The sequence below is a fragment of the Pseudomonas baltica genome, assembly GCF_014235765.1.
GTDB classification, from domain to species: Bacteria; Pseudomonadota; Gammaproteobacteria; order Pseudomonadales; family Pseudomonadaceae; genus Aquipseudomonas; species Aquipseudomonas baltica.
The window spans coordinates 478,354-500,078 of sequence record NZ_JACMYH010000001.1 but is presented as its reverse complement, the minus strand read 5'-3'; the positions used below and the strand labels follow the sequence as shown (position 1 = coordinate 500,078).

Genomic DNA, 21,725 nt, shown 5'->3' with positions numbered 1-21,725 from the left:
GAACTGTGCACAGCTTTTGTTACGGTTTGATGAATCCGACGACCGGCAGTGACCCGTTCGCGGATGACGAGTGCGTAAATCTCATCGAGTTGTTGTAACCTCGCCCGGCGCCAGCGCGGGCAATGCCTGTTGTCCTGGCTCAGGCCTCCATCATTTTTACGCCTGGTTGCTCGCCGGAGCTGGCAACCGCTCAAAGAGAATCCGAACATGCGGCATTCCATGATCAACCGTTGGTGCATGGGCTTGCTGGCCCTGTGCCTGTGGGCCACCCTGCCCGCCCATGCCGAGCCTGCCCCGGCACCGCCGGCCAATACCGCCAGCGCCCCGGTCGAAGTGCTGGCCACACCCGCACAGCTCAGCGACCAGCTCGACCAGATTCGCCAGAAGGTCTCGACTGCCGCCAACGATGACCTGCTTGCCAGCCTGCGCCAGGCAGCGCTGCAGGTGCAGCGTCAGGCCGATGCGTTGCTGGCTCGCCAGGGCGTGGACATGGGGCATCTGGATGACCAGCTCAACGTGCTGGGCGCAGCGCAACCGGAGGAGCCGCAGACCCTGACGGCCCAGCGCCGCACGCTGACCAACCAGAAGAAGGCGTTGACCACCGACCAGGCCGATACCACGGCGTTGAGTACCTCGGCCGGTGACCTGGCGATCCAGATCCTCAACCTGCGGCGCAACCTGCTGGACACCCAGATCAGCACCCGGTCCGCCAGCCCCTTGAGCTCCGCGTTCTGGTCCAGCCTGATCCAGCCCACCGATGACGACGTCAGAAAGCTGGGCAGCCTCTGGCAGGACGTCTCTCAAGTCTTCGACAGCGCCCTGGCACCCGGCTCGCGCGGCACGTTCATCACGATTGTGCTGGGCGCCCTGCTGATATGGGTGGTGGCCCGACGGCTGATCGAGCGGCTGCTGGTGCGGGCCATGATTCGCTGGTTCCCCGAAGGTCGGTTGCGCCGCAGTACGCTGGCCATGGCCACCGGGCTGACCACGGTGCTGACCATCAGCGCGGCGACCTCGCTGCTGCAGTGGGGCATCGTCAGCCATTCGCAACCCAGCGCCAATGTGTTGAACCTGATCGAACAGGTGCAGACGCTGATCCTGTTCTGCGCCTTCATCGTCGGCATGGGCCGCGCCCTGCTGATGCTGCCCAACCCGTCCTGGCGCCTGCCCAACATTCCCGACCCGATCGCCAGCGCCATTGGCAACCTGCCAGCCGTGCTTGCCCTCGCACTGATGTTCACCGGCACTTTCGAACGGATCAACAGCGTGATCGCCAGCAGCCTGGCGCTGTCGGTCGCGGTCAACGGCCTGACCGCGCTGCTGGTAGCGTCGATCTTCGTCTACGGCCTGGTGCGTGTGCGCCAAACGCGTCGCCGCTTCACCCTCGAGCGCACCGCAGGCTTCGTCGGCCTGATTCCGTTCATCCTCTCGGTGTGGATCGGCATCATCGTGCTCGGGCTGCTGAGCGGCTACCTGACGCTGGCCTACGTGCTGACCGTCAAGCTGCTGTGGATCAGCCTGGTCACCTCGACCGCGTACCTGCTGACGGTGTTCTTCGTCGACATCTGCGAAACCCTGCTCTCGCCCAAGCAGTCCGGCGGCCAGGCCCTGGGCGCCATGCTCGGGCTGTCGCCACGGCATCAGGCCCAGGCCAGTACCCTGCTGGCCGGCGTGGGCCGAACCTTGCTGCTGTGCGTTGCGCTGATTCTGGCCTTCATGCCGTCGGGATCGAACCCCAGCGAACTGCTGGCCAGCTTCGCCCGGCTGGACGTGGGCAGCAAATCCCTCGGCGCCTTCAACATCGTGCCGGGCGATATCCTGATTGCGGTGCTGCTGCTGGTTGGCGGCCTGTTCAGTATCCGCGTCCTGAAGAACTGGCTGGGGGATCGGCTGCTGCCGGAAACCAACATGGACGCCGGCATGCGCGCCTCGCTGGTGACCCTGGTCGGCTACATCGGCTTCGTGCTGTTGGGCATCGCAGTGCTGTCGACGCTGCGCATCAGCCTGACCAACCTGACCTGGGTGGTCAGCGCGCTGTCGGTCGGTATCGGCTTTGGCCTGCAGGCAATCGTGCAGAACTTCATCTCCGGATTGATCCTGCTCACCGAGCGGCCGGTCAAGGTCGGCGACTGGGTCAGCCTGGCTGGCGTGGAGGGGGATATCCGCCGCATCAACGTGCGCGCCACGGAAATCCAGATGGGCGACCGTTCGACGGTGATCGTTCCCAACTCGCAGTTCATTACCCAGAACGTGCGCAACGTGACCATGGGCAACGCGTTGGGCGTGGTGGGCATCACCCTCACCCTGCCACTGGACACCGACGTGCTGAAGATCCGCGAGCTGCTGATGACCGCCTACGCCGAGCATGAAGCGGTCCTGGCCGAGCCGGCTCCTTCGGTCACCTTCAAGGACCTGACCAGCGCTGGCCTGCTGATCAGCGTCAGCGGCTTCGTCAACAGCCCGCGTTCGGTGGGAACCGCGCGCAGTGACCTGCTGTTCACCATCCTCGACCGCCTGCGCACCATGGGCGTAGCCCTTTCGGCGCCACAGAGCATGTTGCTGATCAACGAAAAAGGCGAAGCCAGCCCCGCGCCGGAGAATGGCTCGATCAGCTGATCGTCACCGGGTAGTGGACAGCAAGGCAAAAAAAACGCTCCTCCTCGGCATGTGGCCGAGGGGGAGCGTTTGTACATCCGGGGTTCGGCGTATCAGCTCGAATGCTGCACGAACAACGCGCTCACATCCGCAGTCAGCTGGTTGGTAGCACCCAGGTAATCGATCAATTCTGCGGCACGGCTGCCACGCAGGCCTGCGGTGGTGATCTTGCCGTCATGCACGTACGTGTACACCCCGGACACCGCGAACGCCTTGAGCTGGGCAATATGCCGAGCCTGCTCGGCCTGCGATTGCTGGAACTCGTCACTCTGGTAAAACCGTCGACGCGCCAGCGGGCTGGCGAAGGCGATCTCCAGCACGGCCAGCTGTGCCCGCACCGGTGTCGCCATATGCGCCACATCCGGGGCCGGTGGGTGCATGCCATCGTTCTCGAAGGGCGCACACAGGTGCAGGCGCACCTTGAGCACCGCATCGCTGGCTGCCAGCAGCGGGCCCAGCTTGTCGCGCAGGTACTGATGCAGGCTTTCCGGGGTGCCGCGCGGGCTCAGGTGCAGGTGAATGCGATCGGCCTGATCCAGGCCATTCATGACTTCGTCGCCGGTGCGATTGACCAGATTGATCGAGCCTTCGGGCAGATCATAGGCCAGGGTTTCCTCGAACATGTTCTGTTCGTCGCTGAACAACAACGAGCTGGCGTTCTGGAACTGCTTCTGGTCAGCCGCAGAGAGGAAACCGATCTCTACCCCGCCGTCGAGCTCGTAGTCGCTGATTTCCTGGATACCTTCGGCCAGCGGCCACAGATGGGCATCCTGCTCGCGGGAAAGATGGTGCTGGATGTACAGGCCCAATCCCGGCAGCCGTGCGCACAGCGGACCATGCACGTCGCGCCAGTAGTGGGCGAATATGTCGTGCGGTACCCGTGGTCGACGTTTGACGGTGGTGTAGCTGTTGATTTGGATCATGGGGCACCCGTGGGATTGAAAACAGTGTCTGTTCAGAGCCCGGTGACGCTGCACGGGTTCAACCTGACTGGGTGCAATGACGGGCGAACGGTACGCCGCTAGGGATTGGAAATCCGGTTGACGCTGGTGATCCCGCCGTTCCAGATCATTTCGTAGTGCCCCGCCTGAATGATCGAGGCAACAGGCCTGGGCGTCATCAATGCCCAGCAATGGTTGCCCGGCGAGCGTACAGAATGGTAGAGCAAGCCCGTGGCGCCCAGTTGCCGAACGTGCGCACCCAGCGCATTGGCGGCGCTGTAGTCGTCCGGGGCATAGACCGGGTCTTGCAACGACAGCCCGGTGGCATCGCGGCAAGCGGCATCATTGAAAGCGCAGACCAGGCTGCGGAAGACAAAACGATCGTAGTTCAAGCCGGCCACCTTTGCCCAGTAGCGGTTTTGATGGTGGTGCACTTCGGCAATCGCCGTCTCCACCGTATCGGCCAGGTACAGCACCCCATAGCTGCCATCACTGAAGCGCGAGCCATCGGCATTCACATGGGTGAACGGCGCCGTCGCGTAGGAACAACCCACGATGCCGAATGGAATCTGATCCAGGGGGATCAGCTGCAGCGCGCCGACCTCGTTCTGCAGCCTGGGATTGGTCAGCGCCTGGAGTCGATAGAGCATGTCGAACTCATCGGCATCGGCGACATCGTCGAACAGCGCGATGGGCGGAAACCGCGAATTCACCAGGCGATAAGCCTGCACGGCAGCACCGGCCACGGCAGGCAATCGAGCGGCCGTCACCATTGCGCGCCACGCAAGGCGTCCACTCGACGAAAGGTTTCGTAGAGTGAGATGAAATCGCCCTGGGCCATCACCTCGAGCGGTTTGCGGCCGTTAAAGAAAGCGTTGGCGTTCTCCATGTTGGCAAAGCCATAAACGTTTTCCGGGTTATCGAAGATCGTGCGCAAGGCCGCGTGAATGTTCAGAACGAAGCTGATGCGATGCATCTGGTCCATGTCCAGGCTCACCGACCATTGGGCATCGCCCTGCCGGCCACGGCTATAGGTGCTGCGCGAGATGCGCAGGATCTTGCAGGCCTGCTCGCCCGACGCATTCCATTTGTCCAGAATGCGCAAGGCGGTGCGCAGACCCGCCACGCATTGGTCGCGGGTGAACTCGGCGGTTTGCAGCGAGGCAGTCATGGTCAGGCCCTTTTTTTCTGATCTACAGAGCATATATTAGCACTTATAGGTCTGTAGAATCAATCTTCGCACTTTATGTCCGGATATAAGCTCAGCGCGATGGCAGCTTGTCGATGTCATCCAGTGCCCGGTAGACCTCATCCACCCCGTGCTGCCAGGCTTCGCGCGGCAGCGGCCACGCCTCCAGGCGCTGCTGCAGGTGCTCTGCGGCATCGGCCAGCATCAGCGCGCCCGCCATGCGCGCGGCCCCCTCCATGCGATGGGCCAGGCCGATGGCCGCCTGCAGACGCTGCTCCTGCAAGGCCTGGGTCAGCTCGCGCAAATCGTCTCGACAGGTCGTTACCAGAAGCTGCTCGAGCGTTCGCCGGGTCGCTGCATCGAGTGCTGGCGCAAGCGGCGCCACCGATCGCTCGGCGACCCGCAGGAATTGGCCGCAGACCCGTGCCAGCTCCGACAGCTGCAAGGGCTTGAGCAACACATCGTTCATGCCGCTGGCATAGCAGCGCTGCACGTGCTCGGGATCACTGGCGGCGGAAATGGCGACGATGGGAACGTGCCCGTAGCCGCCGGGTATCTGCCGGATCTTGCGGGCCAGGGCGTAGCCATCGAGGTCCGGCAGCTGGCAATCCAGCAATACCAGACCCAAATCGTCATGCGCACTGAGGGTGCCCAGGGCCTGCGTACCACTCCCGACCACTTCGCAGCGGTAGCCCAGCAATTCCAGTTGCTGGGCGATGACGCGTTGATTGAGCACATGGTCTTCGACCACCAGTACCGTCTTGCGCAGCGCCACCAACGTGTCCACCGAAGCGGCAGGCAGCGCCGTTGCCAGTGTCGGCGACAGCGCTTGCAGCGTCACCGGCAACCGGCAGCTAATTACGGTGCCGCAGCCCACTTCGCTGCGCAGGGCGATGCTGCCACCCATGAGCTGGATCAGCTCGCGGCAGATGGCCAGACCCAAGCCGCTGCCCCCGTAGCGCTCGGTCGTGCTGCCATTGGCCTGGGTGAATGCTTCGAACACAGCGTTGTGGCGATCCGGCGCGATGCCGACACCACTGTCGCTGACGCGGATCTCGAGCCACCCGCCTGCGCCACTGGCCGTGGGGCGGCATTCGAGGGCCAGGCTGACCTGGCCATGGTGGGTGAACTTGACCGCATTGGAGAGCAGGTTGGTGAGAATCTGCCGCACGCGCAGGCGATCGACGCTGAGCAGCGTTTGATCGAACCCCAGCGCGCGGTAATCCAGGCGCAGGCCTTTACGCTCGGCTTCCAGGCGGTACAGCTCGGCGACGCTGCGGCCCAACGCGGCCAGGTCGGTGGGCTGCAGGTGCAGACGTACCGCGCCGGCGTCCAGGCGCGTGATTTCCAGAATGTCGTCGAGCAGCTCCAGCAGGTTCACGGCCGAATCGTTGGCCAGGCCAACCCACTGCTGTTCACGGGCACCCAGATGGCTGCGGGACAACAGTTCGATGGCCGATAGCACCGCATTCATCGGCGTGCGAATCTCGTGGCCGAGCATGGCCAAAAAGCGCGCCATGCGCCGTTCGCTGCGTTGCGCGCGGCGTTGCGCCACGCGAGCGCGGCGGGCCAGCGTGGCGAGCAGCAGCAACAGCCCGAGTCCGACGACGATTTCCAGCCAGTAATACTGCGCCAGGGTCTGCCAGGTGGGTGCGCCGAAATCGGTCTGCGCCAACCAACGGTCATAGATGTCATCGGTGGCCTTGGAGGTGAGGCTGTCCAGCGCCTTGTCGACGATGGCGCGCAACAGCGGCTCGCTGGGTGTCACGCCCATGGCCAGCACCACCGGCATGTCGGCCACCACGCCGGCCAGGTGCAGGCGACCGGCATACTTGCGGCGCAACACCGGTTGCAGCACGGCGTCCAGACCGATTGCCACGTCGGCGCGTTGTTCGGCCACCGCGGCCAGGGCCTGTTCGGCATCACCGAGCAACAGGAGGCGAACGTCGGGATGGTGCTGGCGAAGGTAGTGTTCATAGCCACCACCGCCTTTCACCGCCACGGTCTGCCCTGCCAGCCGGCCGGCAGTGAACAGCATGGGCTTGCCGGCGCGGGTGATCGCCACCGTCGCGCCAAAGAAATACGGCTGGCTCAACAACAACTGGCTGCGTGGCTGTGCGTCGAGCAAACGCTCGGACACTGCCGAAGCCAGCATCAGTCGGCCGCTGGCCAGGCTCTGCTGCGTTGACTGCCAGTCGGGACTGGGCACGCGGACCAGACGCAGGCCGGTGCTGCGCTGGATATGATCGATGTAGTCACGGGTCAGCCCCTGATGCTGGCCATTTTCCACGTACTCGATGGGCCAGTAGGGATCCACCGCATACTCCACCACCGGGTGGTCACGGATCCAGCCGCGCTCGGCCTCGGTCAACGCCAGCGTTCGAGCGTCGAGCGAAGCGCTGTAGCACAGCGCGATCAGGGGAAAGGCCCAAGGCTTCATGGTGCAGCTGTCCGTGGGGTGCGTACGGGCAGACTAGCAGGGCCGAGACATGACAGGTTTTTAACGTTTCGGGGGTATGTGAACGGTTATTTTCAGCGTCGAAGCTCCCCTCCCAACAGCCCGTGGCGACGGCTATTGGCGTTGCACCACCGCCACCTCGGCAACCGGCGCCAGGCGCGCCGCAAGGTCGACGGACAGCGCCTGAGCCGCGCTCCAGCGCAAGTGAATGGCATCGACGAAAGCGGTCTCGCCGACCTGGTATTCGGTATCGGCGTTCCACAACTGCGCGCCACTGCGATCCAAGGTCTGGCGCAGCGCACTGTCGAACGCGGCCAGCAGGCGACCGTCGCCGTCGTGTTCGGCCTTCCACTGCGGATGCAGCGGAGTCGCCACCACGGTCAATGGCCGCCCTTCGCGCTTGAGACGCTGGGCCAGGCTGTCGAGCGCGGCGAAGCAGGTCGGGTCGAGCGCGTCGGGCTGGCCGTACAGCAGCGCGCGAGAATTGCGGGTGTCCAGCGGGCCGTCGCCGTAACGGTTGAACACCAACGGGTCGAACTCGACCTGCCCGGCGCGCTGGGCCTTGACCGTGCGTGCGTTGCGCAGCAGCGAGCCGGGGGTGAAGTAGCGCATGTAGGGCAGCCAGGCCGAGCCCTGTCCGTACACATAGGCATCGGCGTCGCGGCGGTCGAACACGGCCGCGGCAACCGTGCTGCAACCCGCGAAGTCCAGTGGGTCGACGATCATCAGCACTTGCTCGACGGTGGTTTCGCGGTCCAGCAGCCAGTTGGCGACGTACACCGCCTGGTTGGCGCGCAGTCCGCAGAACGCACCATTGAGAGGCCGCACCCCAGGGGCCTTGTCGGCGACCGTCTGGCCGTCGAAGTGCCGCCACGCGACCGACGAACCCACCACCAGCAGGTTCGGCGCCTGCGCCGGGTGCTCACGCATGAACGAGAGCTTTTCGTCCGCACACAGGCTGTTGGAAAACGCCGGCGGCGGCAGGTTGCCGGTGGCGCGCAGCCCCAGAATCAAGCCGGCGAAAAGCGCCAGACTGCCGAACAGCCCGACACCCATCCAGATCAGGTAGGCAGGGCCCATCGCGGCGCCCGCAGGCGGCGATGCGTGTGGCTGTGCGGTCGTTTGCATCGGTCAACTCCCGGAAAGTTTGCTTTCGATCAACTGGGTGAATTGGCCGACGTTGCGCAACGACTCCAGCTCCGCGGTGCGGAACTTGATGCCGAAGCGCTGCTCGGCGGCGACGATCAGCATCACGTGCATCTGGCTGTCCCAGCCCTCGACCTGATCGGCCGTGGTGTCGCTGCTCAGCACCAGGCCTTCGTCGTCGAACAGGTCACGGAACAGGTCGGTCAGTTCGTGCAACACGGTAGTGGTTTCAGTCATGGCGGATCTCGATGTGATGGTTGAACGTGGAAGACGCGGTCAGTGGGTAACGCCACAGCGTGGCCGGCGAACTGGCATCGGGGTTTGGCGCAGGGACGAAGCCCAGCTGCGGATAATGTTCGGCGACCATCGCATTGCGCTCGCTGGGGCGGTATTCGCCGATCAACGCGCTGTAGCCGGCGGTAGCGGCGTGTTGGGCAAGTACCTGCAGGGCCGCCTGTTCGGCCTGGCGGCCCAGCACACGGCAGCTCATCAGCCAGGTGTCGATGAACAGCTCGTCGTCGGCACAAGTGGTGTCGGGACGCGCCAGCACCACGCTGATCAGGCCGTTGTCGCCGAACTTGTCGGTCAGGCGCAGGCTCAAGGCGACCGCGCCGGGAGTGTCTGCCAACTGTTGCACCTGCACCTCGCTGTAGCGCCGCGTGCTGAGGTTGAACTGGTTGGTCTTGTTGATCAGCTGCGTCGCCCGCGCCAGTTCCGCAGTGCCTATGGGCCGCGCCTGCATGACCATTTCCAGGCCCTTGAGGTAACCGGCCATGTCAGTGGCCTGACCCAGCGCCGCCTGGCGTTCGCCGTTGGCCCGGTAGGTCTGGACACGGGCGCTGTCGTCGGCAGTGAAGGCAATGGCCTCGAAGTAACCCGCGGCAGCCACCCGTGCCGGGTAGTCGGCGACGTCATCGGGCAGTTCCGGGACCGCCACCTGGGGCAATTCACGGCGCACGATGTCGCGCTCGGCAGGGTTGTCGTCGACGAACACCAGGCTGTCCAAGCCTATGTTCAATTGCTCGGCGATGCGCCGCAGGTTGCTCGCCTTGTCTTCCCAGTTGGCCACGAAGGCGGCGATGTCGCTGCGCTTCAACGCCATTTCCGGATGATCGAACGCCGCCTCGGCTATCTGCATGTCGTTCTTGCTGCACACCGCCAGGATCACACCGCGGCGCGCCAGCTGCGCCGCGTACTGCTGGAAAGCGAGGAAGGCTTCACCGGTGGCACTGCCCTGCCCCAGGTACAGGCCGTCGACGCCGTCGTCACCCACCACGCCGCCCCACAGGGTGTTGTCCAGGTCCAGCACCAGGCACTTGCGCGAGCGACCCACCACTGCGGCAGCGATGCGCGCCAGTTGGTCGCCGTACAACGGTGCCCAGATCGGACTCACCAGTTGCTTGGCCTGATGCCAGCGGACCGGGTTGGCCAGGCCGTCGCCGTACTGGCCGCCGGCCGCACTCCAGGCCAGGTCCATGAGCAACACGCCGTCTTCGCGGGCGGCACGACGGATCTCGTTGTTCAGCCGTTCGAGCAAGGCGCGCGGCGAGCCTGGCACCAGCGCGTCGAAGTGACCGAACAGCGCCGGGGTCGCGGGCACCAGGGTTTGCTGGATGACCTGCGCAGCGTAGCGCGCACGGGCCTGGCGCCAGAGCAGGCGCAGTTCTTCAACCCGCGCCTGCACGGCGTTTTCGGCCTCTTCGGCACTGGCATGCAGGGCGCAACTGGGTGGCGAATCCATGGCGTCGAGGGCGAGCAGAATGACCTGCGGGGCAAACGCCTTCAGCGCGGGATCATCACCGAGCAACGCCTGGCGATACTGGCCATAGGGCGCCAGGTACACCGACACGCCGACCTGACGCTGCAACGCGGCGACGCGGATAGCCGGCAGCAAATGGTCCACGGTATGCGACGCCAGCACGGCCATGCGCAACGCGGTGAAGCCCGGTACGCTTTGTTCACCTTCACCAACGAGCAGCTCGATGCCCTGCTGCGCAAGGCGATCCAGGCGCAGCGTCTGGGTGAAATCGCGACGGTAGGCGGCCAGCCTCGCCGTTTCATACAGACGCGCCAGAGGATCGCTCAGCGACTTGGCGTGGGAAATCGCCGCACCCAGGTCGGGGTGTTGGGCAAGCCAGGCTAACTGTTCCATGGTCGGCACCTTGTGATTGATCAGAACGGGGTGATTGATCAGAACTGGAAGTAAAGGAATTCGCTGGGGGCAACCGAGAACGCCGTGGCCAGCGCGAAGAAGCCCAGCACGCCGATGCCCACGCCAACGGTGGCGCTGGGTTGCCAGGCACTGGCCGGCACTCGGCGCTGCAACCAGTGAAGCTCCGGCTTGGCATTGAGGGCGGTGCGCAAATGGCCCATCCATTGCTGGATGTTCGGCAGCGTCCAGACGAACGCCAGCAAGGCGGCGATCATGATCAGACTGCGCAGGTGGTTGGCCGCCAGTTGTGCCGGCAGCTCGCTCAAGCCGAGCATGCCGCCCAGTACCGCCAGGGCACTGGCCAGGGTCGGCGCGCGGAAGAACACCATGGCCACCACCACGCAGGTGAAGGTCAGCAGCACGGCCGGTATCCGGTGCATCCAGTGATCACTGTCCACGGCCCAGCCCCGGCGAGCCTTCCAGGCGCGCCAGCCGTGCGCCACCACCAGGTAGAAGCCGTGCACCAGGCCAAACGCCACGAACTGCCAGCCCGCGCCGTGCCACACGCCGGAAATGAACATGGTCAGCACGGTCGGATAGGCCACCACCATGCAGAACGTACCCAGGCTCATCTTGCCGCGCTTGGGCATCGGCAATCCTGCCGCCATGCGTCGACGGGCGATGCGCAGCACGATCGGGTTGTAGACGTAGCTGGTGAGAAAGCGGGTCAGGGTCATGTGCCAGCGCGACCAGTAGTCGATGACATTGCGTGCCTTGAACGGGCTGTTGAAGTTGGCCGGCAGGCTGATGCCGAACAGCAGCCCCAGGCCGATGGCCATGTCGGTGTAACCGGAAAAGTCGAAGTAGATCTGCAGGGTGTAGCTCAACGCTCCAATCCAGGCCTCGTGCAGGGCGGGTACGGTTCCGTCTGCCGCCATGGCGAATACCGGAGCGGCCTTCTCGCCCATGGGGTCGGCCATGATGACTTTCTTGAACAGGCCCATCAGAAAGATGCTGGCGCCAATGGATAGGTTGACCAGCCGCGGACGAAAGTTGTCGCCATGGCGAAACTGCTCGAGCATTTCCCGGTGGTGAGTGATGGGGCCGGCAATCAGATGCGGAAAGAACGTGATGAACAGGCAGTAGTTGACGAAGTCATGTTCAACCACTTCGCCGTCATGGGTGTCGACCAGGTAGGCAATCTGCTGGAAGGTGAAGAACGAGATGGCCAGCGGCAGAGTGATGTTCTGCAGTGTCCAGCCCAGACCAAACGCTTCGTTGATATTTCCGAACAGAAAACCGGTGTATTTGAAATACAGCAACAACGCCAGGTTGGCGCTGACACCCATGATCAACAGTGCTTTGGAACGCGTACGCAGCAGTTGCCCGGCCAGTACATAATTGAACGCGATGCTGCCCAGCAGCAAAGGGACGTTGGCGGGGTTCCACCAGCCGTAGAACACCAGCGACGCCAAGGTCAGCCATATGGCAGCCAGGCGCTGGCGTCCCGTTCCGGCAAGCAGAAAGAACCCCAGCAAGACCACCGGCAGAAACCCGGCGATGAAGACCATCGAGTTGAACAACATCGGTAATACCCCACACGTGGCGCGACATTGAAAAGTCTTTCGGAACAAACGGTCGTCCAGATGCGCACACGGCCAGACGCCCCACGCACATGTCCGGCCGGTGGCAGATTCATGAAACGGGGCAGTAGGAAAACGGTACTTTTAACGGGGCACGAAGAAAGTTCACTGCCCCTGACGAACGGAAAGAAGAATGTCGCAAACTTATGCGCTGCGCAAGTCTTCCAATAAGAAGATAGTTCTTATCGCAAGCCGCCCTGTTAAAGCCGTTGAAATACAGCCAATTAGTTTTTTGACGCGCCTGATTTGGCGCACGGATTCTTGACAGATGGCCACGACAGAACATTGACTGCTATATAAATCAATGACTTATGCGAAACACAAGGCAAATGTAAAATTTTTGTCAAAAATCATGATTCGCTGCATTGACTTACATGCCAGCACCACCTTAAATTCGCTTCAACGCCCATGAAACCTCGTTCCAGAGACTTTCCGAAGGCAAGAAGAGCGTCTAGCCGGTTCCGGTGAAAGCGCCATTCAAATAAATGAAACACCACGCCCACTGCGTTGCATGGACCGGCGGTAGCTTTAACTTCTGATTGACGGATTCAGATTGACGAATCCGGATTGACAGAGTTGAACTCGAAATGGAATGGGGCACAGAAATGTCGAGCACAAGTACAGAACATGCAGAGTTTTCGCCTCGCTTGAAACTCGTTTCAATGCGCTCCGCTGCAGCACGCGGAAAAAAGCATTAACCAACGGGCGGTGCAAACCCCCTCCTCTTTTCAAGCGAAGGCATCCACATGGTCGATACTCGGCAACAACACTCGACAATCCTCATTGATGGCTACTCCTACCTGGAAGTGTTCTCGGGTGCGGAAAAAAGCCCCAAAGAGGGGACGACCATCGTTACCGTGACCTACGGCGATCGCCTGGGTTACCTCGAGCAATTGGTCGGCGATGCCTTGAGCTTTGCAGAAATCGACGAAGTGCTGATCGTCAGCAACGCTGCAACCGCCCCGGTGGACCAGCTCGCCGAGCGCTGGCCGGGACGCGTGCGGGTCATACAGCTGGCGGAAAACAGCGGCTCGGCCAACGGTTACGCAGTGGGCATCGAAGCCGCGCTGGCCAATGGCGCCGAGTACATCTGGATGATGGACGACGACAACACGCCAACGCCGGCCGCGGTCGAACTGCTGCACGCAGAGCTCAAACGCCTGGAAGGCGTGCACGGCAGCAGCCAGGTCGCCGTGCTGGGCTTCCGCCCCGGCCAGCAGGAGGACATCGCCCAGGGCGTGCCACTGCGTTTCGCCACGCAGCGGCCTTCGAGCTACTTCGGTTTCCACGTTGCGCAGATCCCTTACAAACTGTGGCGCCGTCGCCCCTGGGGCAAGCGTCGCAGCAAACCGGCGGCCATGCTCAGCCTGCCCTTCGCGCCTTATGGCGGCATGCTCGGCCATCGCAGCCTGTACGAAAGCATCGGCGTGCCGCGCCGCGAGTTGGTCCTGTACGTGGACGACACCGAATACACCCGGCGTATCACTGCCAACGGCGGGCACCTCTATCTGCTCACCGATGCGGTCATCGACGAGCTGGAGGATTCCTGGAACAACAAGGCCAACACTCGCAACATCTATGAATCGTTCCTGCTGGGCAACTCGGATTTTCGCGCCTACTACTCGGCGCGCAACCAGGCCTGGTTCGACAAGCACGTGTGGCTGGCATCACCGCTGATGTACCGCCTGAACCGCAAGATTTTCAATTCGCTGCTGACTTACTTCGCTCGTCGCCGCAACGCCCAGGATCGCCTGGCGCTGCTGCAGCGGGCCATTCATGACGGCGAGAACTCGAAGCTGGGCATGAGTTCGACGTTCCCGCTGCGCTGATGACGTTTTACCCGGATTTTGCTTTGCCCTGATGGACCTGCACACCCCAGGCGCCGTCCCTGACCAAGGATCGCGGACGGCCTGCTGTGCCTAGCTGTTTCCTGCTGTTCAACTTTTCGAGAGTGCGCCCCATGGACAAAACGACTGTTACCAGAATCGGTGTTAGCGGTACCGGCATGATTGCACGCGCGCTGGTTCTGCTTCTGGCCAAACATTACAAGGACGTACAGGTGACGCGGGTCCTGACCCGTCGCCCGGTGCGTGAGCTGGCGAATTTTCCGTTGGACGGCGTACTCACCAACTCGCTCGACGACTTGATCGACCATAGCGACCTGATCATCGAATGCAGCGGCGATGTGTGCCACGGCACCGTGGTCATCGAGCGCGCTTTCAGTGCCGGTCTGCGGGTCATCACCGTCAACGCCGAGCTGCAGGTGACGACCGGTTCGTACCTGGCAGGCAAGGGTTTCATCACCGAAGCCGAGGGCGATCAGCCCGGCTCGCTGGCAGCCCTGCGTGAAGAGGCCATCATGATGGGCTTCGAACCGCTGGTGTACGGCAACATGAAGGGTTACCTCAACCACAACCCCAGTCACGAGGACATGGCCTACTGGTCGTCGCGTCAGGGCATCAGCATCGAGCAGACCACCTCATTCACCGACGGCACCAAGGTGCAGATCGAACAGGCGCTGGTGGCCAACGGTTTCGGCGCGACCATCACCCGCCAGGGCATGGAAGGCCTGCCTTCGACCAACCTCGACGAGAGCTCGGCCATACTGGGCGCCCTTGCCGACAGCCTGGGCCAGTCGATCGTCGACTACGTGATTCCCAGCGGCTACGCTGCCGGCGGTGTGTTCCTGGTCGGTCGCCATGACCGCGTGCAAAGCCAGGCGCTGCAATACCTCAAGCTGGGTGCGGGCCCCTACTACGCCCTGCTGCGCCCTTTCCACCTGTGTTCGCTGGAGGTCGGCAAGACACTGCGCCGCGTACTCAATGGCGGTGGCATCCTGCTGAACAACTCGACCAACCCCACCGTTGGCGTCGCCGCCATCGCCAAGCATGCCATGCCGGCGGGCGAGCTGATCAGCCGCGGCATCGGCGGGTTCCAGCTGCGCGGCGAGAGCGTGATCATCGATCGTCACGAGGATCACGTACCGATCGGCCTGATGAGCCACGCGGTCATGAAGCGCGCCGTCGAGCCGGGCCAGATGATCACCTTCGACGACGTCGAGCTGCAGCCCAGCCGCGCGCTGGACATCGTTCTGCAACAACGCAGGGGTACACGCATCCTGGTCGAGGACCTGTCCCTGGTCACCGGCCGCTCTGCTGCACAGCCGCTGTTCACCGGCGCCGAAGCCGTCCTGGCCTGACACGCAGCCCGCTGCAACCACAAGAACCCGCCTCGGCGGGTTTTTGCGTTTCCGGGCCTGCCGAAACACCACTGCTGACTCGGCATGAATCATCGCGAAAGCGGCTCATAAGCGCATGATTCATGCAATTGCGCTGACGCCGTTTACCGTTTTCGGCATGATTTTGCCTGCGCCGCGCCGTAGCATTGGTTTCAAGGGGCCTGCATTGCGAGCGGTCGGCAAACGCCGACTAGACTCAACCCCAACGCTGCACCCACAACAACAAGATCAAGGGTAGTGACGACGTGAACGACTATCTTCCCCTCAGGCTGCATGTGCCTGAACCCAGCGGCCGTCCCGGCTGCAAGACCGACTTCTCCTATCTGCAGCTGAGCGCCGCGGGCGCTGTGCGCAAGCCCGCCGTCGATGTCGACCCGCAAGCCACCGCCGACCTGGCCGCAAGCCTGGTGCGAGTGCTCGGCGAGGACGGCCAGGCGCAGGGGCCGTGGGCCGAAGACATTCCCGAACAGGTGCTGCACGACGGCCTGCGCGCCATGCTCACCACGCGCATCTACGACACGCGGATGGTGACCGCCCAGCGCCAGAAGAAAATGTCTTTCTATATACAGAGCCTGGGTGAAGAAGCCATTGGCAGCGCCCATGCGCTGGCACTGCGCGCCGACGACATGTGCTTTCCCACCTACCGCCAGCAGAGCATCCTGATGGCGCGCAAGCTGCCGCTGGTGGACATGATCTGCCAGCTGTTCTCCAACGAGAAAGACCCGCTCAAGGGTCGCCAGTTGCCGGTCATGTACTCGTACAAAAACGAAGGTTTCTTCAGCATATCCGGCAACCTGGCCACCCAGTTCGTCCAGGCGGTAGGTTGGGCCATGGCCTCGGCCATCCAGGGCGACACGCGCATCGCGTCGGCGTGGATCGGCGACGGTTCCACCGCCGAGGCCGACTTCCATACCGCCTTGACGTTCGCCCACGTCTACCGCGCGCCGGTCATTCTCAACGTGGTCAACAACCAGTGGGCGATCTCGTCGTTCCAGGGTATCGCTGGCGGTGAAGCCACGACCTTCGCCGGGCGCGGCGTGGGCTGTGGCATAGCCTCGCTGCGGGTGGACGGCAACGATTTCCTCGCGGTGTTCGCCGCCTCGCGCTGGGCCGCAGAGCGCGCCCGACGCAACCACGGGCCGACCTTGATCGAATGGGTCACCTACCGCTCCGGCCCCCACTCCACCTCAGACGATCCTTCCAAATACCGCCCTGCCGACGATGGCCAGCACTTTCCGCTGGGTGATCCGATCGCCCGCCTCAAGCAGCATTTGATCGTTACCGGTGTCTGGAGCGAAGAGCGCCACGCCGCGCTGGAAAGCGAGATCGAGGCACAGGTCATTGCCGCGCTGAAGGCGGCCGAACAATTCGGCACGCTGGTCAGTGGTCGGGTCGCAAGCGCCGCGACCATTTTCGAAGACGTGTACAAGGACATGCCCGAGCATCTGCGTCGGCAACGTCAGCAGATGGGAGCCTGACATCATGAACATGCCTACAGAAACACCGGTCGAGAAAGCAAACAGCACGGCCATCATGAGCATGGTCCAGGCCATCCGGTCGGCCATGGACGTCATGCTCGAGCGCGACCCCAACGTGGTCGCCTTCGGCCAGGACATCGGCTATTTCGGCGGGGTGTTCCGCTGCACCGAAGGGCTGCAAGCCAAGTACGGGCGCTCGCGGGTGTTCGACACGCCGATTTCCGAGAGTGGCATCGTCGGCATCGCGGTCGGCATGGGCGCCTATGGCCTGCGCCCGGTGGCCGAGATCCAGTTCGCCGACTACGTCTACCCCGCCTACGACCAACTGGCATCGGAGGCCGCGCGCCTGCGCTTTCGCTCGGCCGGGCAGTTCAGCGCGCCGATGACCGTACGCATGCCCTGCGGCGGCGGCATCTACGGCGGCCAGACGCACAGCCAGAGCCCGGAAGCGATCTTCACCCAGGTCTGCGGTCTGCGCACCGTCATGCCCTCCAACCCCTACGACGCCAAAGGGCTGCTGATCGCCGCGATCGAGAACGACGATCCGGTGATTTTCCTGGAGCCCAAGCGGCTCTACAACGGCCCCTTCGACGGTCATCACGACCGGCCCGTGACGCCGTGGTCCAAGCACGCCGCCAGCGCGGTACCCGAGGGCTACTACAGCGTGCCACTGGACAGCGCCGCCATCGTGCGGCCGGGCAGCGAAGTCACGGTGCTGACCTACGGCACCACCGTCTACGTGGCGGTCACCGCCGCCGAGGAGACCGGGATCGACGCCGAAGTGATCGACCTGCGCAGCCTGTGGCCGCTGGACCTGGACACCATCGTCGCTTCGGTGCAGAAAACCGGACGCTGCGTGGTGGTCCACGAAGCCACCCGCACCTGCGGCTTCGGCGCCGAGCTGGTGGCGCTGGTGCAGGAGCATTGCTTCCACCACCTGGAGGCGCCCATCGAACGCGTCACCGGCTGGGACACGCCGTACCCGCACGCCCAGGAATGGGCCTATTTCCCAGGCCCTGCGCGTGTCGGCGCTGCCTTGCAACGTGTGATGGAGGTCTGAATGGGCACGCATGTAATCCGTATGCCGGACATCGGCGAAGGCATCGCCCAGGTCGAGCTGGTGGAATGGTTCGTCAAGGTCGGCGACACCGTCAGTGAAGACCAGGTATTGGCCGATGTGATGACCGACAAGGCGACCGTGGAAATTCCCAGCTCGGTGGCCGGCACCGTGGTCGCCCTTGGGGGCGTGCCGGGTGAAGTCATGGCGGTAGGGGCCGAGTTGATCCGCATCGAGGTCCAGGGCACCGGCAATCATCACGAGGCCCAGACCCCGGTAGCCGTGGACGCAAGCGACGACGCCGAAGTGGCGGTTGCGCCTGTACCAGCCAGCGCGCCGACGAACCCCGTACCGATGGCCAGGGCCGCTTGCAACAAGCCCACCGCCGAAGCGACCTCGCGGCCTTTGGCCTCGCCGGCCGTGCGCCAGCGCGCGCGCGACGAAGGCATCGACCTGGCCGGCCTGCGCGGCACCGGCCCTGCCGGGCGCATTCGGCATGCAGACCTGGACGCATTCCTGAGTGGCAGCCGCACCGTGCCACAGGCGACAACCGGCACGCCGCGAATCGACGAGGAACGCATCCCCGTCATCGGCCTGCGCCGCAAGATCGCCCAGCGCATGCAGGAAGCCACGCGGCAGGTGGCGCATTTCAGCTATGTCGAGGAGATCGACGTTACTGCGCTGCTGTCGCTGCGCGCCGACCTCAACGCGCAGTTCGGTGAGAGCCGCGGCAAGCTGACCCTGCTGCCGCTGTTGATCCGGGCATTGGTCGTGGCGTTGCGCGAGTTCCCGCAGATCAACGCGCACTACGACGATCAACAGCAGGTCATCACTCGCCACGGTGCCGTGCACATGGGCATCGCCACGCAAAGCGACAACGGTTTGATGGTGCCGGTACTGCGCCATGCCGAAGCTGCCGACCTGTGGTTCACGGCAGGGGAAATCAACCGCCTGGCCCATGCCGCGCGCAGTGGCAAGGCGGCGCGCAACGAGCTGTCCGGCTCGACCATCACCCTGACCAGCCTGGGTGCCCTGGGCGGCATCGCCTCGACACCCGTGATCAACCGGCCTGAAGTGGCCATCGTCGGCGTCAACCGCGTGGTGGAACGGCCCATGGTGGTCAATGGCCAGATCGCGATCCGACAGATGATGAACCTCTCCAGCTCCTTCGATCACCGTGTGGTCGACGGCATGGACGCGGCGCGCTTCATCCAGGCGGTCAAGCGCCTGCTGGAGCAGCCGGCGATGCTCTTCGTCTAGCGCTGCTGGCGTGAACTATGCCGGGTAGCGGCGGGTCGACATCCCCATCGACTCACCGCTATCAGGAGCAACCTCCCATGCCACATGCACCACTGATCACCCTCAACGACGGCGTGCAGATTCCACAACTGGGTCTGGGCGTCTGGCAGCTCGATGACGATCAGGCCTACGCGTCGAGCGTGGCCGCCCTCAAGGCCGGCTACCGCCACATCGACACCGCCATGATCTACGGCAACGAGGCCGGCGTCGGCCGCGCCGTGGCCGAAAGCGGACTGGCGCGCGACGAGATCTTCATCACCACCAAACTGTGGAACACCGACCAGGGCTACGACAGCACCCTGCGCGCGTTCGACGCGAGCATGGCCAAGCTGGGCCTGGAGCAGCTCGACCTGTACCTCATCCACTGGGCGCTGCCCAAGAAGGCCGCCTACCGCGACACCTGGAAAGCTTTCGTACGGCTCCAGGAAGAAGGCCGCGTGCGCTCTATCGGCGTGTCCAACTTTCATCCAGAGCACCTGCAGCACATCATTGCCGATACCGGGGTGACGCCGTCGGTCAACCAGATCGAACTGCACCCCGATTTCGCCCAGATCGAGTTGGTCGAATTCTGCAAGGGCCTGAACATCGTGACCGAGTCGTGGAGCCCACTGGGCCAGGGCGGCGCCCTGCTCTCCCAGCCGGTGCTGTCGCAGATCGCCGAGAAGCATGGCAAAAGCGCCGCCCAGGTGATCCTGCGCTGGCATGTCCAGAACCAGCACGTGGTCATTCCGCGCTCGAGCAACCCGGAGCGCATTGCGCAGAACCTCGACGTGTTCGATTTCGTGCTCGACGAGCAGGACATGCAGGCCATCGCCCACATCCCGCAGACCGGGCGGCTTGGCCCCAACCCCGACACCTTCGACATGGGCGCGTGACACGGGCGCTCAACAGACACACCCCGCAACACCTGTTAAACTGATCGTCTCCCAAAACAACGCTAGACACACCCCACGGCTGCCACGCCGCGGGGTGTTTGTGCTGATAGGTATTGCATGTCCTTGACCGATATTCGCCGTAACGTACTGGCTGGCCTGACGTCCTCGTTCGCGCTGGTGCCCGAGTGCATCGCCTTTGCCCTGGTGGCCCAGGTCAACCCATTGATGGGTTTATATGGCGCCTTCATCATCTGTACTCTCACCGCGTTGCTGGGCGGCCGACCGGCGATGATTTCCGGTGCTGCCGGGTCGATGGCCGTGGTCATCGTGGCGCTGGTGGTACAGCACGGCGTGCAATACCTGTTGGCCACCGTCGTGCTCAGCGGCCTGATCATGGCGATTTTCGGCGTGCTGCGGCTCGGCAAGCTGGTGCGCATGGTGCCTCACCCCGTCATGCTGGGCTTCGTCAACGGGCTGGCGATCGTCATTGCGATGTCGCAGCTCGAACACTTCAAGACCCACGACGGCCAATGGCTGCCGTTCGGTGAGCTGGGCATCATGACCGGGCTGGTGGTGCTGACCATGGCCGTGGTCTACCTGCTGCCGCGCCTGACCAAGGCCGTACCCGGCGCGCTGGTGGCGATCATCGGCGTCAGTCTGCTGGTGCAATGGCTGCACCTGCCCACGCGCACCCTGGCCGACATGGCGACCATCGCCGGCGGCCTGCCCAGCTTCGAGTGGCCCAGCATCCCGCTGGACCTGGCGACGCTGAAAATCATTGCTCCCTATGCCCTGCTGATGGCCATGGTCGGATTGCTGGAAACCTTGCTGACCTTCAACCTCACCGACGAGATCACCGAGACCCGTGGCCAGCCCAACCGCGAATGCGTGGCGCTGGGCGTGGCCAACATCACTTCGGGCCTGTTCGGCGGCATGGGAGGGTGCGCGATGATCGGGCAGACCGTGATCAACCTGAGTTCCGGGGGCCGCGGGCGGCTGTCCGGGATCGTCAGCGGGGTGATGATCCTGCTGTTCATTCTGTTCCTGTCACCGCTGATCGAGCGCATCCCGCTGGCCGCCCTGGCCGGGGTGATGTTCGTGGTCGCGCAGCAGACCTTTGCCTGGGGTTCGGTGAGGGTGCTGGGCAAGGTGCCCGCCAACGATGCCGTGGTGATCATTGCGGTGACCATCATCACCGTGTTCACCGACCTCGCCACTGCCGTGCTGTGCGGCATCCTGATCGCGGCGCTGGCCTTCGCCTGGCAGCACTCGCGCGACATGCGCAGCGATGTCCACGACAGCGACGAGGCACGCGTCTACACCCCGCACGGCACATTGTTCTTCGCCTCGACCACGCATTTCCAGGCACTGTTCGATCCGCAGAACGACCCGGACCAGGTCTACATCGACTGCCGTCATCTGCACCTGGTGGATCATTCGGCCATCGCCACCATGGAGAATCTCGCCGCCCGCTACAGCAAGTTCGGCAAGCAGCTCCAGCTGCGCCAGCTGTCCTCGCGCAACCAGCGCCTGCTGGAAAAGGCTCACGCCGCCGTGACCATCGGCTGAGTTCATCTGCGCCGTTCAAGCGGGG

Annotated in this window: 16 protein-coding genes; 8 read left to right on the top strand and 8 right to left on the bottom strand. The window is 63.7% G+C overall.

Annotated features, from left to right (window positions below):
• Positions 1-207: 207 nt before the first annotated feature.
• Positions 208-2,616, top strand: coding sequence for a DUF3772 domain-containing protein (locus H7993_RS02320; protein WP_185793301.1), 2,409 nt, complete (start codon positions 208-210; stop codon positions 2,614-2,616).
• Positions 2,617-2,708: 92 nt separating this feature from the next.
• Here the strand turns inward: H7993_RS02320 and H7993_RS02315 are convergent, their stop codons facing one another.
• The 8 genes from H7993_RS02315 to H7993_RS02280 all read right to left on the bottom strand — a co-directional run bounded on the left by H7993_RS02315 (position 2,709) and on the right by H7993_RS02280 (position 12,127).
• Positions 2,709-3,578, bottom strand: coding sequence for an EthD domain-containing protein (locus tag H7993_RS02315; RefSeq protein ID WP_185793300.1), 870 nt, complete (start codon positions 3,576-3,578; stop codon positions 2,709-2,711).
• A 98-nt stretch (positions 3,579-3,676) separates the two neighbouring features.
• Positions 3,677-4,369, bottom strand: coding sequence for an RES family NAD+ phosphorylase (locus H7993_RS02310; RefSeq protein WP_185793299.1), 693 nt, complete (start codon positions 4,367-4,369; stop codon positions 3,677-3,679).
• Positions 4,363-4,767, bottom strand: coding sequence for an antitoxin Xre-like helix-turn-helix domain-containing protein (locus tag H7993_RS02305; RefSeq protein WP_122715433.1), 405 nt, complete (start codon positions 4,765-4,767; stop codon positions 4,363-4,365). The genes H7993_RS02310 and H7993_RS02305 overlap by 7 nt, the downstream gene beginning before the upstream one ends.
• Positions 4,768-4,858: 91 nt before the next feature.
• Entirely contained in the window at positions 4,859-7,225 is a 2,367-nt protein-coding gene (locus H7993_RS02300) for an ATP-binding protein (RefSeq protein ID WP_185793298.1), read from the bottom strand.
• Positions 7,226-7,357: 132 nt separating this feature from the next.
• The gene (locus H7993_RS02295; protein ID WP_185793297.1) at positions 7,358-8,371 is read right to left on the bottom strand and encodes a hypothetical protein; all 1,014 of its coding nucleotides are present in this window, start codon (positions 8,369-8,371) and stop codon (positions 7,358-7,360) included.
• A 3-nt stretch (positions 8,372-8,374) separates the two neighbouring features.
• On the bottom strand, positions 8,375-8,626 hold the full coding sequence (locus tag H7993_RS02290; protein WP_122477958.1) for an acyl carrier protein: 252 nt from the start codon (positions 8,624-8,626) through the stop codon (positions 8,375-8,377).
• Complete coding sequence (locus H7993_RS02285) at positions 8,619-10,541, bottom strand: HAD-IIIC family phosphatase (protein ID WP_185793296.1); 1,923 nt, start codon at positions 10,539-10,541, stop codon at positions 8,619-8,621. Before H7993_RS02285 ends, H7993_RS02290 begins: the two co-directional genes overlap by 8 nt.
• Positions 10,542-10,579: 38 nt before the next feature.
• Positions 10,580-12,127 (bottom strand): MBOAT family O-acyltransferase, encoded by a 1,548-nt coding sequence (locus tag H7993_RS02280; protein ID WP_185793295.1) that lies wholly within the window; start codon positions 12,125-12,127, stop codon positions 10,580-10,582.
• A gap of 803 nt (positions 12,128-12,930) precedes the next feature.
• Between H7993_RS02280 and H7993_RS02275 the strand changes: the two genes are divergently transcribed.
• The 7 genes from H7993_RS02275 (at position 12,931) to H7993_RS02245 (ending at position 21,700) form a co-directional block, all read left to right on the top strand.
• On the top strand, positions 12,931-14,013 hold the full coding sequence (locus H7993_RS02275) for a glycosyltransferase (RefSeq protein ID WP_122477953.1): 1,083 nt from the start codon (positions 12,931-12,933) through the stop codon (positions 14,011-14,013).
• 176 nt (positions 14,014-14,189) lie between these two features.
• Positions 14,190-15,383 carry an NAD(P)-dependent oxidoreductase gene (locus tag H7993_RS02270; protein ID WP_244646886.1) on the top strand — a complete coding sequence of 398 codons (1,194 nt, stop codon included), beginning with the start codon at positions 14,190-14,192 and terminating at the stop codon, positions 15,381-15,383.
• A 284-nt stretch (positions 15,384-15,667) separates the two neighbouring features.
• Positions 15,668-16,900, top strand: a complete 1,233-nt coding sequence (locus H7993_RS02265; protein ID WP_185793294.1) for a thiamine pyrophosphate-dependent enzyme — start codon at positions 15,668-15,670, stop codon at positions 16,898-16,900.
• 10 nt (positions 16,901-16,910) lie between these two features.
• The gene (locus H7993_RS02260; RefSeq protein ID WP_122478262.1) at positions 16,911-17,960 is read left to right on the top strand and encodes an alpha-ketoacid dehydrogenase subunit beta; all 1,050 of its coding nucleotides are present in this window, start codon (positions 16,911-16,913) and stop codon (positions 17,958-17,960) included.
• Positions 17,961-19,217, top strand: a complete 1,257-nt coding sequence (locus tag H7993_RS02255) for a dihydrolipoamide acetyltransferase family protein (protein WP_185793293.1) — start codon at positions 17,961-17,963, stop codon at positions 19,215-19,217.
• Positions 19,218-19,294: 77 nt separating this feature from the next.
• Positions 19,295-20,131: an aldo/keto reductase gene (locus H7993_RS02250; protein WP_185793292.1), complete on the top strand. Its 837-nt coding sequence runs from the start codon at positions 19,295-19,297 to the stop codon at positions 20,129-20,131.
• 117 nt (positions 20,132-20,248) lie between these two features.
• Complete coding sequence (locus H7993_RS02245; protein WP_185793291.1) at positions 20,249-21,700, top strand: SulP family inorganic anion transporter; 1,452 nt, start codon at positions 20,249-20,251, stop codon at positions 21,698-21,700.
• Positions 21,701-21,725 lie beyond the last annotated feature (25 nt).

What these genes read in the sequence shown, in the direction of transcription:
- H7993_RS02320 (WP_185793301.1), top strand. Translation starts at nt 208, where the DNA reads ATGCGGCATTCCATGATCAACCGTTGGTGCATGGGCTTGCTGGCCCTG.
- H7993_RS02315 (WP_185793300.1), bottom strand. Translation starts at nt 3,578, where the DNA reads ATGATCCAAATCAACAGCTACACCACCGTCAAACGTCGACCACGGGTA.
- H7993_RS02310 (WP_185793299.1), bottom strand. Translation starts at nt 4,369, where the DNA reads ATGGTGACGGCCGCTCGATTGCCTGCCGTGGCCGGTGCTGCCGTGCAG.
- H7993_RS02305 (WP_122715433.1), bottom strand. Translation starts at nt 4,767, where the DNA reads ATGACTGCCTCGCTGCAAACCGCCGAGTTCACCCGCGACCAATGCGTG.
- H7993_RS02300 (WP_185793298.1), bottom strand. Translation starts at nt 7,225, where the DNA reads ATGAAGCCTTGGGCCTTTCCCCTGATCGCGCTGTGCTACAGCGCTTCG.
- H7993_RS02295 (WP_185793297.1), bottom strand. Translation starts at nt 8,371, where the DNA reads ATGCAAACGACCGCACAGCCACACGCATCGCCGCCTGCGGGCGCCGCG.
- H7993_RS02290 (WP_122477958.1), bottom strand. Translation starts at nt 8,626, where the DNA reads ATGACTGAAACCACTACCGTGTTGCACGAACTGACCGACCTGTTCCGT.
- H7993_RS02285 (WP_185793296.1), bottom strand. Translation starts at nt 10,541, where the DNA reads ATGGAACAGTTAGCCTGGCTTGCCCAACACCCCGACCTGGGTGCGGCG.
- H7993_RS02280 (WP_185793295.1), bottom strand. Translation starts at nt 12,127, where the DNA reads ATGTTGTTCAACTCGATGGTCTTCATCGCCGGGTTTCTGCCGGTGGTC.
- H7993_RS02275 (WP_122477953.1), top strand. Translation starts at nt 12,931, where the DNA reads ATGGTCGATACTCGGCAACAACACTCGACAATCCTCATTGATGGCTAC.
- H7993_RS02270 (WP_244646886.1), top strand. Translation starts at nt 14,190, where the DNA reads ATGATTGCACGCGCGCTGGTTCTGCTTCTGGCCAAACATTACAAGGAC.
- H7993_RS02260 (WP_122478262.1), top strand. Translation starts at nt 16,911, where the DNA reads ATGCCTACAGAAACACCGGTCGAGAAAGCAAACAGCACGGCCATCATG.
- H7993_RS02255 (WP_185793293.1), top strand. Translation starts at nt 17,961, where the DNA reads ATGGGCACGCATGTAATCCGTATGCCGGACATCGGCGAAGGCATCGCC.
- H7993_RS02250 (WP_185793292.1), top strand. Translation starts at nt 19,295, where the DNA reads ATGCCACATGCACCACTGATCACCCTCAACGACGGCGTGCAGATTCCA.
- H7993_RS02245 (WP_185793291.1), top strand. Translation starts at nt 20,249, where the DNA reads ATGTCCTTGACCGATATTCGCCGTAACGTACTGGCTGGCCTGACGTCC.